Origin of the sequence: Catenuloplanes sp. NPDC051500, assembly GCF_044454585.1 — a bacterium.
GTDB lineage: Bacteria > Actinomycetota > Actinomycetes > Mycobacteriales > Micromonosporaceae > Catenuloplanes.
In genome coordinates this window covers 1-12,714 of record NZ_JBITDX010000022.1, presented here as the reverse complement: position 1 = coordinate 12,714, position 12,714 = coordinate 1, and the positions used below count along the sequence as shown (strand labels likewise).

Annotated in this window: 11 protein-coding genes; 8 read left to right on the top strand and 3 right to left on the bottom strand. The window is 72.0% G+C overall.

Going from position 1 to position 12,714, the window contains the following annotated elements; genetic code table 11:
• Nucleotides 1-1,204 precede the first annotated feature (1,204 nt).
• Entirely contained in the window at nucleotides 1,205-1,744 is a 540-nt protein-coding gene (locus ACIA8K_RS32820; protein ID WP_396066343.1) for a cysteine hydrolase family protein, read from the bottom strand.
• 80 nt (nucleotides 1,745-1,824) lie between these two features.
• Here ACIA8K_RS32820 and ACIA8K_RS32815 point away from each other — a divergent pair, with 80 nt between their 5' ends.
• The 7 genes from ACIA8K_RS32815 to ACIA8K_RS32785 all read left to right on the top strand — a co-directional run bounded on the left by ACIA8K_RS32815 (nucleotide 1,825) and on the right by ACIA8K_RS32785 (nucleotide 9,908).
• A complete protein-coding gene (locus ACIA8K_RS32815; protein WP_396066341.1) occupies nucleotides 1,825-2,658 on the top strand; it encodes a helix-turn-helix transcriptional regulator in 834 nt (277 codons plus the stop codon).
• Between the two features lie 9 nt (nucleotides 2,659-2,667).
• A complete protein-coding gene (locus tag ACIA8K_RS32810) occupies nucleotides 2,668-3,078 on the top strand; it encodes a PPOX class F420-dependent oxidoreductase (protein WP_396066339.1) in 411 nt (136 codons plus the stop codon).
• Nucleotides 3,079-3,213: 135 nt separating this feature from the next.
• A complete protein-coding gene (locus tag ACIA8K_RS32805; protein ID WP_396066337.1) occupies nucleotides 3,214-3,480 on the top strand; it encodes a peptidoglycan-binding protein in 267 nt (88 codons plus the stop codon).
• A gap of 476 nt (nucleotides 3,481-3,956) precedes the next feature.
• Nucleotides 3,957-4,922, top strand: coding sequence for a diacylglycerol/lipid kinase family protein (locus tag ACIA8K_RS32800; RefSeq protein WP_396066335.1), 966 nt, complete (start codon nucleotides 3,957-3,959; stop codon nucleotides 4,920-4,922).
• 66 nt (nucleotides 4,923-4,988) lie between these two features.
• Nucleotides 4,989-8,021: a DUF4132 domain-containing protein gene (locus ACIA8K_RS32795; protein WP_396066333.1), complete on the top strand. Its 3,033-nt coding sequence runs from the start codon at nucleotides 4,989-4,991 to the stop codon at nucleotides 8,019-8,021.
• Nucleotides 8,022-8,227: 206 nt separating this feature from the next.
• Nucleotides 8,228-8,410, top strand: a complete 183-nt coding sequence (locus tag ACIA8K_RS32790; protein ID WP_396066331.1) for a DUF6243 family protein — start codon at nucleotides 8,228-8,230, stop codon at nucleotides 8,408-8,410.
• 64 nt (nucleotides 8,411-8,474) lie between these two features.
• Nucleotides 8,475-9,908, top strand: a complete 1,434-nt coding sequence (locus ACIA8K_RS32785; RefSeq protein ID WP_396066329.1) for an FAD-dependent oxidoreductase — start codon at nucleotides 8,475-8,477, stop codon at nucleotides 9,906-9,908.
• 7 nt (nucleotides 9,909-9,915) lie between these two features.
• On the opposite strand, the gene ACIA8K_RS32780 is transcribed toward ACIA8K_RS32785, so the two are convergent.
• Nucleotides 9,916-11,016 (bottom strand): FAD-dependent monooxygenase, encoded by a 1,101-nt coding sequence (locus tag ACIA8K_RS32780; protein ID WP_396066327.1) that lies wholly within the window; start codon nucleotides 11,014-11,016, stop codon nucleotides 9,916-9,918.
• A 145-nt stretch (nucleotides 11,017-11,161) separates the two neighbouring features.
• On the opposite strand from ACIA8K_RS32780, the gene ACIA8K_RS32775 reads away from it, so the two are divergent.
• Nucleotides 11,162-11,770: a TetR/AcrR family transcriptional regulator gene (locus ACIA8K_RS32775; RefSeq protein WP_396066325.1), complete on the top strand. Its 609-nt coding sequence runs from the start codon at nucleotides 11,162-11,164 to the stop codon at nucleotides 11,768-11,770.
• 298 nt (nucleotides 11,771-12,068) lie between these two features.
• Here ACIA8K_RS32775 and ACIA8K_RS32770 read toward each other — a convergent pair whose 3' ends face one another.
• The gene (locus ACIA8K_RS32770; RefSeq protein ID WP_396066323.1) at nucleotides 12,069-12,458 is read right to left on the bottom strand and encodes an ester cyclase; all 390 of its coding nucleotides are present in this window, start codon (nucleotides 12,456-12,458) and stop codon (nucleotides 12,069-12,071) included.
• Nucleotides 12,459-12,714 lie beyond the last annotated feature (256 nt).

Genomic DNA, 12,714 nt, shown 5'->3' with positions numbered 1-12,714 from the left:
CCCCGCGGGGGTGTTTACCAGCGGGGCGGCTGGGGCGCCCCTTATCCCGGCGCAATAAGGCCCACCAGAGCCGCAAGGATCTTGAGCACAGATCGCGAACGGCAGTAGCGGGCGTCGATATCGAACGAATGCCTCAAAAGCACCGCAAAACGGCCGTAGGCCGATGCGAGGCAGGAGGCCAAATCAGCCGGGTCGCCTCGGTGTCGGGACAAGGGTCATGGGCCAGGACCGGCACCCCGGACCGGGACCGGCACCCCGGACCGGGACCGGCACCCCGAGCCGGGACCGGCACCCCGGACCGGGACCGGCACCCCGAGCCGGGACCGGCACCCCGAGCCGGGACCGGCACCCCGGACCGGGACCGGCGCCCCGGGCGGTGGCCAAGACGGGACCGGGACCGGGACCGGCACCCCGGGCGGTGGCCAAGACGGGACCGTGGCCAAGGCAGGATCTTGCGATCGACTGGCGATACTCGCAATGATCATCCGCCGCTGATGCGATACCGGCCGCGCTCTGACCGGCCCGCTCTCGAACGCGCGTGGCCGACACCAACCTGAGCAACTGCGAGCCTCTGCCTTCGACGCCAGCCCTTGCGGCCACCCAACCGCAGCCACGCCACCGGTCCGGCCCTGACGCGACACCCGCCCGGCCCACTGCGGCCAGCACGGCCGAACCCACCGCAACCATCGCGGACCTCCGGCTTCGATGCCAGTCCTGGCAAACGCCTAACCGCACCCGCACCACGCTGACCAGCACTGACGCGACACCGGCGCGCCCCGGAACCGGCCGCCGGCGCGCCACTTCCGGCCGCACGGCGGCGGCCGCGTGTTCTTCCCCGCCCCGCGCGGAACCGGCTCCGAGCCGCCCGGCAAGCGGAGCGCCAGCGGAGTCTTGGTGGGCGGCGAGGTTGGCCCGCGGGAGCAAACGGGCCGCACCACCGCGAGAGCGGGAAGATCTGGGTCGGGGTCTGGGGTCGCCCCCAGGCAAGCTCAAGCGCCCGCGGGAGCAAACGGGCCGCACCACCGCGAGAGCGGGAAGATCTGGATCGGGGTCTGGGGTCGCCCCCAGGCAAGCTCAAGCGCCCGCGGGAGCAAACGGGCCGGGCCACCGCAAGAGCGGGGAGATCTGGGTCGGGGTCTGGGGTCGCCCCCCGGCAAGCTCAAGCGCCCACGGGAGCAAACAGGCCGCACCACCGCGAGAGCGGTCAGGGCTTCCAGTCGCCGACTGGCAGCACGTCGGCCTGCATGGGGAAGATTTTCTCGGTGAGGACGCGGTGGACCTCAGGGTCGTTGTCGAGGCAGGCGTCGGCGAGGACTGTGAGCGTGTAGTCGAGGTCGGCGGCCTGGCGGAGGGTGGAGAGGACTACGCCGCTGGTGGCGATGCCGGTCAGGACCAGGTGGTCGATGTGCTGGGAGCGCAGCAGCAGGTCGAGGTCGCTGCCGGCGAACGCGGACACCCGCCGCTTCGTCACCACGAGGTCGCCGTCGGCCGGTGCTACGGCGGGATGTACTTCCATCGCGTCGGACCGGGGCAGGGTGACGCCGGCCAGGCGGCCGAACATCTTGTTGCGCGGGTCGATCTCGGGTGCGCCGGGGCGGAAACCGACGGACGGGTAGATGACGCGGAGGCCGGCCGCGTGGGCCGTGTCGACGGCGAGCCGGAGGCGGGGCAGGTAGTCCGGGTCGGGGTAGCGGGCGACGACGGAGTTCTGTACGTCCATGACGAGCAGCGCGGTGGTGGTCATGGTGCCACTCTGCGCCGTGCGCGGCGGGGTGGGGAGGGACCGGTTGATACTGGTACGGCGCGTACCACCATGCTTGCCTGGTGAGTGAGCGTACGGATCTGGCGGCGTTCCTGCGGGCGCGGCGTGCCCGGCTGGAGCCCGGTGAGGTGGGGTTGCCGGGCGGGATGCGGCGGCGGACGCCGGGGCTGCGACGGCAAGAGGTCGCGCAGCTCGCCGGGATTTCCGTCGACTACTACATCCGGCTGGAGCAGGGGCGCGGGGCGGCGCCGTCCCGGCAGATTGTGACCGCGCTGGCCCGTGCGCTGGTGCTGACCCGGGATGAGCGCGACTACCTGTTCCGGACCGCCGGGATCAACCCGCCGTCGTCGGTGGCGGCGTCCCGGGAGCTGGCGCCGGCCGTCCGCTACCTGCTCGACGGCATGCCGCACGTGCCCGCGTACGTGGTCGACGCCCGCTATGACGTGCTCGCCTGGAACCGGCTGGCCGGGCATCTGCTTGCGGCGCTGCTCGACGGCGAGGAGCGGAACATGCTCCGCTGGCTGTTCGCAAACGTGGTCGCGGACGGCGAGTGGAGTTCCGGGGTCGCGGCCGCGTTCACCAGGGACACGGTCGCCGACCTGCGCGCCTCCTACGCCCGGAACGCGGGAGATCCGGCGCTCACCGCGCTGGTCACGGAGTTGCTCGGCACTTCGCCGGCGTTCGCCAGGTTGTGGGCCGGGCACGATGTCGAGGTGCGACGCGGCGCCACGAAACGGGTGAGCCTGCCCGGCCTCGGGCCGCTGGAGTACGAGTACCAGGCGCTGCACATCGCGGAGAGCGGCCAGCGTCTCATCGTCTGCTGCGCCGCGCCGGGCAGCCCCACGCACGAGGTCTTCCGCCGCCTGGCCGGTGATGCGTATCCCGCGCCCGGCTAGGGTGATCCTATGCCCAGCACATCTCTGCCCCAGAACGTCGTCGACCTGCTGAAACTGGCGAACCCGGCGGTCATGGCGACGGTTGCGGCCGACGGCCGGCCGGTCTCGGTCGCCACCTGGTACCTGCTCGAGGACGACGGCCACGTGCTGCTGAACCTGGATGCCACCCGCGCCCGGCTCAAGCACCTGCGTACCGACCCGCGGGTCTCGCTGACCGTGCTGTCCGGCGACAACTGGCACACCCACGTCAGCCTCCAGGGCCGCGTCGTGTCGATCACCAAGGACGAGGGGTTGCACGACATCGACCGCCTGGCCCGGCAGTACACCGGCGGCGACTACCCGAACCGTACCGATCCGCGGGTCAGCGCCCAGGTCGAGATCGAGCGCTGGCACGTCTGGGGCGCACTCCGCGAGGAGTAGTTCTCCGGGCTCCCCCTACGGGCCGGGTCGGCCGAAAGTCGGAGCGGCCCCGCCCAGGATCAGGTCCTTTGCCGGAGGCCGTGGCCCTGCCCCTCGTTGCACGCTGGAACTGACGGCAACGAGAGGGAGGCAGCCATGACGGTGTCAACGACGATCGGCGCGATGGCCAGGGCGCTGTCCGGCCTGGTGGACGACTCGGCCAACCCGCCGGCGGACGCCCGCACGGTCCGGCGCCTGCTCGACGCGCTGCGGGTGAACACGGGCGACGGCTCCCCTCCCGCACTGTCCCGCGCGGTGAGCCGCTTTCAGGCCATGGCCGGTCTTCCGGCCGACGGCGTGGCTGGCCCGCGCACGGTGCACATGATGGTCGTGACGCTGCGCCGCACCCGGCTCGCGGCCTGACATTCCCACCCGGATCAACATCGTCTTCCCGCTTCCGCGGTGGTCCGGCCCGCATGCTCCCGCGGGCAAACCTCCGGTGGCCGGAAGACTCCGCTGGCGCTCCGCTTCCGGCCACCGGAGGAGCCGGTTCCGCAGTGGCCGGGGACGACCACGCGAGTCGCGGGGGGGGGGGGGGGCCGGGGGGGGGGGGCCCCCCCCCCCCGGGGGGGGGGGGGGGGGGCCCGCGGGGCGGGGCCCCCCCCCCGGGCGGCGGGGGGGGGCCCCCCCCGCTGGGGGCCCCCCCCCCCACGTCTCGGGTCAGGCGGTGCGGAACACGGTGGGCAGGGTCGCTCATCGCGCTCTTTCCGCATTCATCACCGCATGTCCGGGTCGGCAACCGCGTTTTTCCAGCGCCCGCGCCTGGGTACTATTCACAAGACGTCCCGAAAACGGTGAGCGGTTGCGTCTACTCCTTCCACCACCGCGAGGAATTCCGCATGTATGCACCGCTGACAGCCGTCGTCGTGAATCCGGTCAAGGTGCCGGACCTCGAGCGGTTGCGCCGCACCATCACCGACACGTTCGGCGCGGCGGGCTGGCCGGCGCCGATGTGGCTGGAGACGACTGTCGAGGATCCGGGCGCGGGTCAGGCCGCAGCGGCGGCACGGGCCGGCGCCGAGATCGTGCTGGTCTGCGGCGGCGACGGAACCGTGATGGCCTGTGTCACAGCGCTCGCGGGGACCGGCGTCGCGATGGCGGTGCTGCCGGCCGGTACCGGCAACCTGCTCGCCGCGAATCTCGGGCTCACCGGCGATCTCGCCACCGGGCTCGCGGTCGTGCTCCAGGGTGGACGGCGGCTGATCGACGTCGGCACCGCCGGGGACCAGAGCTTCGCGGTGATGGCCGGAATGGGCTTCGACGCCCACATGCTGCACGCGACGAACGCCACGGCGAAGAAGCACATCGGCTGGCTCGCCTACCTCGGCGGCGCGGCCCGGCACCTGCGCGGGCGCCCGATGCGGCTGCGGATCACGCTCGACGACCGGCCGGCGTTCCGGCGCCGTGCGCGTTCGGTGATCGTCGGGAACGTGGGCCGGCTGCAGGGTGGAATGCGGCTGCTTCACGACGCGAAACCGGACGACGGCCTGCTCGACATCGCGATCCTCAGCCCGCGGACGCTGTGGCACTGGGCGACGCTCGGCGGAGGGCTGCTGCTGCGCCGCCGGCGGGTAGCCCGGATGGAGATCCTCACCGCCACCCGGATCGACATCCGCAGCGACCGGGAGCACCCGCGCCAGCTCGACGGCGACCTGATCGAGTCGGGAAAACACCTGCTCATCACGGTACGGCCGAGGGCGCTGCTGCTCTGTGTGCCGCAGCCGGACACCGACCCGGACCTCGCCCACGACGCGGCCGGCGTCGCACGCGAGGCGGATCGGCTGTGGGCGACCGCGTCCGCCTGACCGCATCGGGTTCTGTCGTACCCGGTTTGTAGAGTTCGCCTTCGTTCGATGCCAACGGAGGTATGGATGCGATTCGACGACAGCTGGGTCATGCCGGAGGACTGGCGGGGCAAGCAGCTCCCCCGGCGCGGTGGAATGCCGTTCGAGGTGCCACCGGCCGACCCCGGCGCGCCGGGCCGGCTGGCGGCGCTGCTCGCCGACTCCGACCTGCGGGCGGCGCGGAACGCGGAGTACCACCCCACGCTGCTCGACGAGGCCCGGCGGTTCGCCTCGGACCTGGCCCGGCCCGAGGCGGAACTGTCCCCGCGTGGTGCGGCCGCGGCCGGGCTGATCGTCGCCGAGTACCTGGAGGACTGGGGGTACTGGCGCCGCGAGCCGGAGCCGGCGGTCGCGCAGACCTGGATCGCCCGCGGCGGCGTCGTGTTCGCGGTGCGGGCGGTGGCCGAGATGGCCGGCATGCTGTTCCACCCGCTGCGGCGTGACGAGGCACTGGTCCGCCGGCCGGTCGGGCGCATCCTCGTCAACGAGAACCGCGGGGAGACGGACCTGGAGACCCTGCGGCGCTGGGACGAGGACGGAGCGCTGTTCAAGATCGCGAGGTGGGTCCGCATCCACCTGGCGGCCGCGGACGACGCGACGTTCGCCCTGGCCGCCGACGCGCTCGGCGAGTACCGCGACGGCCCGCTCCCGCAGCGGATCATCGCAGCGTTCGTGCTGCCGGACCGGGAGGACTGGGTCGTCGCGGACGTCGACGAGATCGTCTCCTGGCACGGGCGGTACCCGGAGGTGGACCGGAACGTGCTGTACGTGCTGCCGGCCTTCTCCACCTCCTCGGTCGCGACGCTGCACCGGCACTCCGACGCGTTCGCCACGCTCGACGAGAACGAGCGGCGGGGCCGGTACGACAGCCGGCTGGAGAGCGTGAGCGCGGTCGGCCGCGAGACGATGATCGCGACGCTTCTCGACGCGTTCGGGACGGAGGCGGTGCCGATCCTGACCGAGCATCCGATCTACCGCGGGAAGGCGTGGTACCTGTCGTCCTTCGCGCCGTCCATGGGCGTCCGCGACCTGGCCACGGTGCTGCAGATCCCGGCGGACGAAACGGTGCGGTACGCGATCCGGGTCACGCTCGTGCACCGGCAGGGTGAGTTCCAGCAGCTCGGCATGATGGCCGCCGACCCGGTCCGGACGATGCGGATGCTCGCCGAGCCGGACGCGCCGCCGATCGCCGCGGACGTGCTCGGCATGTACGTCCTCGCCAAGCCCGCCCTGCTCGACCTGCTGAACGCGGACGACCGGGCCCGGGTCACCGAGATCGTCGGCGACGGCAGCGGCGTCGGTGCCCGGATGGCGGCCGCGCTCGACGAGGGCGGCTGGTTCCACGGCCACGGCATCGACCGGAAACAGATCGTCACCTGGCTGGCCTCGATCGACACCGACGAGGCGTTCGGGCTGCTGGCCGTGCGCGCCGACGAGGACCTGATCCGCCCGGTCGCCGTGCGCCTCGCCGCCCGCCGGCCCGGCCGCGCGCTGCGGGTGCTGGCCGGGCTGACGCCGGAGCGGCCCGAGGCGGCCACGGTCGTCGCAGAGCTGCTGCGCAACCACGTGCTCTCCCACCCGGACCTGGTCGCCACGACCGTGCCGGAGCTGGAGGCGGAGGCCCGCGCGCGGGTGGCGGCGATCACGACCGCGCTCACGCCGTCCGGCCCGGTCGCGCCGGAGTCCGCGCTGCCCGCTGCGCTGCAGGACACGCCGAAGGCGAAGCCGTTGCCCTCCTGGCTGGTGGTGCCGCTACTGCCGCCGGTCCGGCTGCGCGGGCACGGCGGTGCGGCGCTGCCCGAGCCGGCCGTACGGCGACTGCTGGCGCTGCTGTCGCTGTCCACGTTCGCGGCACCGCACCCGGGGCTGGCCGAGGTCCGGGACGCCTGCGAGCGGGAAGACCTGACCGCGTTCGGCTGGGCGTTGTTTGCGCAGTGGGAGAGCGTCTCGCACCCGTCCGGCGACAAGCAGGCGCTCTATGCGCTTGGATTCCTGGGCGACGACTCGGCGGCGCCCCGGCTGACCGAGGAGGTGCTCGGCTGGACCGAGGACGCGATCGCCCGCGCCAAGATCGGCCTCGACGTGTTCGTGGCGCTCGGCACCGACACCGCACTCACCCACCTGCAGCGGATGTCCCGTACCGCGAAGGCGAAGGGCTTCCGCAAGCTGGCCGCGCAGAAGCTGGAGGAGATCGCCGCGGCCCGCGGCCTGACCACCGCCGAGCTGGGCGACCGGATCGTCTCCGACCTGGGGTTGGACGCGGACGGGCGCCGCACGCTCGACTACGGCGCGCGCCGGTTCACAGTCACCTTCGACGTGAAGCTCAACCCGCTGATCAGCGACGCGGACGGGCGCCGGGTGAAGGGCCTGCCCCGGGTGTCGGCCGCCGATGACGCCGCGCGCGCGGACGAGGCCAGGCTTGCGTTCGCCGCGCTGAAGAAGGAGGCGCGGGCGCTCGGCACCGACCGGATCCGGGCGCTCGAGGACGCGATGGTGGCGGGCAGGTCGTGGAGCGCGGCCGAGCTGCGGACGCTGCTGCTCGACCACCCGGTCGTGCGGTACCCGGCGCGGGCGCTGCTGTGGCAGGCGGCCGGCGGCGTCGCGTTCCGGGTCGCGGAGGACGGCACCCTGGCCGACGTGGACGACAAGACGATCACGCTTGCCGACGACGCCCGGGTCGGGCTCTACCACCCGGCGCTGGCCGGCCCGGAGCAGTCGGTCTGGGCCGAGGTGTTCGCCGACTACGAGATCTTCCAGCCGTTCGCGCAGCTCGACCGCGAGGTGTACCGCCCGGACGCCGTACAGGCCGCCGCGCACACGCTGCCGCTTGACACCGGGTCGGACGGTGACCTCGACATCCTGCACCCGCTGGTGGCGAAGGGGTGGCGGTTCACCTCCGAGGGTGGCGTGGCGCGTGAGTGGGCGGGCGGTTTCGTCACCCACATCACGCCGTACGACGTCAGCGTCACCAGTCCCCGTCACGCGACCTTCGGCGAGCTGGGGCCGGTTGCGGTCTCCGAGACGTTCCGGGACGCCTTCCGGCTCACGCAAAGGGCATAGACGGCGACGCGGGCGGCCGTGCCCGGCCGCCCGGGAATCGCGCGGGAGGGCACCCCGCGGCGATGTCCCACGATCCGGGGTCAGTCGCGGGCCGGGCGGGCGGTAGGGCGTGGAGGGCCGTACCGTCAGCGGGGATTTTGCTCTCAATGCACGCGCCGTGCCGCAGACCAGGCTTCAGAATGGTGTGCGAGGAAAGGATGACGACAATGGTGAAACAACCGAGCGACTCGCTGAGCCGCCGCCCGGGCCGGGGCACCGACCCGACCACGCTCGCAGGCCGTGTGGAGAACCAGAGCGAGGCCGCGCGACGCAAGCAGAGCCTCGTCGAGAAGATGCGGGCGCGCACCCAGCCGGCCGCCGACAAGCCGGACGGCGACACGTCCGCCTGACGATGACCCGGGGCCGGGCCGTGTGACGCGCTTCAATGGACAGAGGCAACCCTACGGAGGTCCTATGTCGATCCAGCGGCAGTTCGCGGAGATCACGTCCACGGCACCGGCCACCGGCCCACGGCTCACACTCGGCCGGGCCGTGGTGCTCGGCGGCAGCATCGCCGGCCTGATGGCCGCGCGCGTCCTCAGCGACCACGCGGACGAGGTCGTGATCATCGAGCGGGACGACCTGTCCGCGCTCGACGTCCCCGACGACCGGATCGCCGCCGACCCGGCCACCGCCGTCGCCCCACGCCCCGGCGTGCCCCAGGGCGGCCACGTCCACGCGCTGCTGCCCGCCGGCCAGGCCCAGTTCGGCCGCTGGTTCCCCGGCTTCGCCGACGACGCCAAGCGCGCCGGCGCACCCGTCCGGCCCGGTGACACCCGGCAGCCGTTCTACATGGACGGTCGGCTGCGGCCGCAGCCACGCATCCGGACGGGCGCCGGGGAGGCGCTGACGTCGAGCCGGCCGTTCCTCGAGGCGCTGGTCCGGCACCGGGTCCTGGCCCTCCCCGCCGTGACGACCCGGGCCGGCCGCGCCGACGGCCTGCTGATCGAGAACGGCGCGGTGACAGGCGTGCGCTGGATCCCGGCGGGCGGCGACGCCGTCGAGGAGCTCAGCGCGGACTTCGTGGTCGACGCGACCGGGCGGTCCAGCCGGCTCGGCGACTGGCTGGCCGAGTACGACTTCCCGAAGCCGCCGATGCAGCGGATGGGCATCGCGCTGACGTACGCGACCGCGCTCTTCCACAGGCCGGCCGACCCCGAGGTGTGGCAGACGATCGCGGTCACCACCTCCGCCCCGGGCCGTACCGCCCGCCAGGGCGGCTTCACGCCCATCGAGGGCGACCGCTGGACGATGCTCATCGCCGGGTACGGCTCCGACCGGCCCACCCGCGACCGCGACGACTACCGCCTGCGCTGCGAGCGCGACTTCCCGAGCGAATTCGCCGACGTGGTGCACACCGCCGAGTGGGCCAGCGACGTCTCCACGTACCACCAGGCCGACAGCCGCCGCCGCGACTTCCACGCTCTGGACCGCTTTCCCGCCCGGCTGGTCGCCGCCGGCGACGCGATAGCGTCCTTCAACCCGTCCTACGGCCAGGGCATGACCGCCGCAACGCTGCACGCCTCGTGCCTGTCCCGCTACCTGCGCGGGGAGCCGGACCTGGGTCGCGCCGCACTGTCCTACTTCGCGGACACGCGCGTGGTCGTCGACGCGGCCTGGCAGATCTCCACCGCCGCCGATCTGGCACTGCCGCACGTCGACGGCCCCTATCCGCGCGGCTACCGGGCGACGCGCTGGTTCGGCGGGCTGCTCTCCAAGGCCGCGCTCCACGACCCGGTCGTGAACGGGGAGTTGGCCAAGGTGAGCACAATGGTGTCGCATCCGGCGGCGCTGGCCCGGCCCGGACTGTTGCTGCGCGCGGCCCGCGGGGCGCTGGCCGGCGGCTGACCCCTGCTCACATGGCACGGAGCCGTTCGTTGCGGGCGTCCAGCGCCGCCTGGGTGGCGGGCATGATGAAGTCGCCGCCGGGGCCGGCGCTGTCCTGCGCGCGGGTGACGTAGGGGCGTTGGCCGGCCTCGTACTCGGCGAAGGCCGCTTCGAGGTCGTCCGGGTGGTGGATCAGTGCCTGGGCGAGCAGCCAGGTGCCGGTGAGGGCCAGCGAGGCGCCGCGCCCGGACAGGTTGGAGGCGCAGTGCGCGGCATCGCCTACAAGTACGACGCGGCCCCTGTGCCAGGTCGGCAGGTGGATCTGGCTGACCGAGTCGAAGTACAGCTCCGGGTCGTTGGCCACCGCATCGAGGATCTCGGGCACCCGCCATTCGTCGTGGCCGGCGAAGGCGTCGAGCAGGATGCGCCGCTGGGCGTCGAGGTCGCGGTAGTCGTAGTCGATCCAGTCGGAGCGGAAGTTGAGCACGCCGATCGTGGTGTCGTTGTAGTGACCGATGCCGATCAGGTGACCGGGCCAGTTGAGGAACCGGCTGGTCCGGTCGCCGTCGTGGTGCGCGGGCAGATCGGTGAGGGCGACGTAGAAGCCGAGGTGGTGGAGGTAGTCGCGCTCCGGCCCGAAGGTGAGCCGGCGGGTCACCGAGTGCAGCCCGTCCGCGCCGACGATCAGGTCGAAGCGGTCCCGCCGGCCGGAGGCGAAGGTGGTCTCGACGCCGTCGCCGTCGTCCTGGAGCTCGGCGATGGACTCGCCGAACACAAGCGACGTCCTGTCGGTCAGCGCCCCGTGCAGGACGTGCGCGAGATCCTCGCGGGGGATCTCGATGTCGTGCACGGAGTCGCCGATCTCCCCGAGCGGCACGGCTGCGACCGTCTCGCCTGCGGCGTCGATGAACTCGGACCGCTCGGTCATGGTGACCCGGCGGGCGTGGATGTGGTCGAGGACGCCCATGGACCGGGCTACGTCGAGGGCGTCGCCGCGCACGTCGACGGGGGATCCGTTGACCCGCAGATGGCCGGCGCGCTCGACGATTGTGACGTCGTGGCCGGTCGCGCCGAGGTTGATGCCCGCGGCGAGACCGGCGATGCCGGCTCCGGAGACGAGAATGCGCATGGTGGGGCTCCTTCGGTACGGATGGTGAGCGAGTGCTGCCGCGGGCGACGTGCTGACCCCGGCGTCACACCCAGTAAGAAACGGGAAGTATCTTTTGGCCGGCGGCCTGATGCGCCGCGCCGACGGCAAGGGCGAAGGGTGCGCGATGGCAACCACACCAGCGAGACGCCGGCGAGGCGCCGAGCTCGACAACGCGCTGCTCGACGCGGCCTGGGCGGAGCTGACGGATCGCGGCTACGAGCTGCTCAGCCCGGAGAGCGTCGCCGAGCGGGCGGGGACAAGCAAGTCTGTGGTCTACCGCCGCTGGCCGGCCAAGGGCGACCTGGTGCGGGCCGCGCTGCTGCACGCCGCCGGGCGGGACCCGGTCACCGTGCCGGACACCGGCGAGCTGCGCGGCGACGTCATCGCGCTGCTGCGCCAGGTGAACGAACGCCGCGTCGCCCTCGCCTCGGCCCTGATCGCCCAGCTCGGCGACCTCTACCGCGCGACCGGCACCAGCATCGACGACCTGCGCGCGGCAGTGGCGGCCGGCCATCGGTCCGCGATGGAGCAGATCGTCGACCGGGCGGCCGGCCGCGGCGAGGTCGACCCGTCGAGACTGACCCGGCGCATCGTCCGGCTCCCGGAGGATCTCTTCCGCCATGAACTGCTCATGACGTCGCGGGCCCTCCCCGACGCGGACATCATCGAGATCGTCGACACCATCTTCCTCCCCCTGGTCACCGGCGGATCCGCCTCAACGTCTCGCCGATAAGAGACTTTTCGTATCTCAGGTCACGGTAGCGGGCCGCCATAAGATACGCAAAGTCTCTTGTCTGGTGAGGGTGTGACGCCCGTCATCGTGCGCCCGGACCGCTCTTGATCTTCCGGCGCACGACGGGGCCGGAAGGGAGGAGCCCCTGGGCGACGACCGGAGCCCGCGGGAGCGTGCGGGCCGGACCACCCGCGGAGTGGGAAAATCCTGAAGGGTTTGACCATGGCAATGCCGCATAGTCGCGCGCGGCCCTCCCCGCAGTTCGGGAAGGGCCGCGATCAGCGCGGGCGTGACCGGCTCAGATGGTGATGCCGAGCTGCGAGAACAATGTCATGTTGTCCGACTGCGCCCACTCGTCCAGCAGTTCGCCGTGCGGGCCGAAACGGTAGATGCTGATGGTCTCGAAATGCACCGGCCCGCCGTGCGCTTCGTATTCCATGCCCTCCATAATGACGAACGGCCGGACAAATCTTCCGTCCATCGCCGTTCGGGCCGCGACCATGTCTCCCTCGGCGACAACGAGGTCGCAGCTGATGGTGAAGTCTGCCAAGGCGTTCCGCATCGCTGCGTACGTCCGCGCCGATTCGTCGCGTGTCTTGCTACTTTCGTCCGGGCAGTGCAGCACGAAATCCGGCGACACCAATTCCTCGATGACCATCTCGTTGCCGTTCTGATGGCCGTCCCTCATGAGCCTTTCGAGGCTTGTGCGATGACTCGGCGAATAACGCGGAATAGACACAGAATTTCTCACTCTTCATCCGGAGCCGAATGCGACCCTACGACAGTAGCGCCTTTCCCGGACGGCGATAATTGCCAAATACTCATCACCCGATGCAGTGTGGGACTTAACCTCGGCCCTTCGTTAAGGCGCCTGTCCACGGACTGGGCCGGGAACGCAGAAGTGCCCTCTGATCTGGAAAAATAGGACTTGCTGAGGGTCCAAG

Coding starts and splice junctions, on each gene's coding strand:
- ACIA8K_RS32820 (WP_396066343.1), bottom strand. CDS start 1,744: ATGACCACCACCGCGCTGCTCGTCATGGACGTACAGAACTCCGTCGTC.
- ACIA8K_RS32810 (WP_396066339.1), top strand. CDS start 2,668: ATGCCCAGCACATCTCTGCCCCAGAACGTCGTCGACCTGCTGAAACTG.
- ACIA8K_RS32805 (WP_396066337.1), top strand. CDS start 3,214: ATGACGGTGTCAACGACGATCGGCGCGATGGCCAGGGCGCTGTCCGGC.
- ACIA8K_RS32800 (WP_396066335.1), top strand. CDS start 3,957: ATGTATGCACCGCTGACAGCCGTCGTCGTGAATCCGGTCAAGGTGCCG.
- ACIA8K_RS32795 (WP_396066333.1), top strand. CDS start 4,989: ATGCGATTCGACGACAGCTGGGTCATGCCGGAGGACTGGCGGGGCAAG.
- ACIA8K_RS32790 (WP_396066331.1), top strand. CDS start 8,228: ATGGTGAAACAACCGAGCGACTCGCTGAGCCGCCGCCCGGGCCGGGGC.
- ACIA8K_RS32785 (WP_396066329.1), top strand. CDS start 8,475: ATGTCGATCCAGCGGCAGTTCGCGGAGATCACGTCCACGGCACCGGCC.
- ACIA8K_RS32780 (WP_396066327.1), bottom strand. CDS start 11,016: ATGCGCATTCTCGTCTCCGGAGCCGGCATCGCCGGTCTCGCCGCGGGC.
- ACIA8K_RS32775 (WP_396066325.1), top strand. CDS start 11,162: ATGGCAACCACACCAGCGAGACGCCGGCGAGGCGCCGAGCTCGACAAC.
- ACIA8K_RS32770 (WP_396066323.1), bottom strand. CDS start 12,458: ATGAGGGACGGCCATCAGAACGGCAACGAGATGGTCATCGAGGAATTG.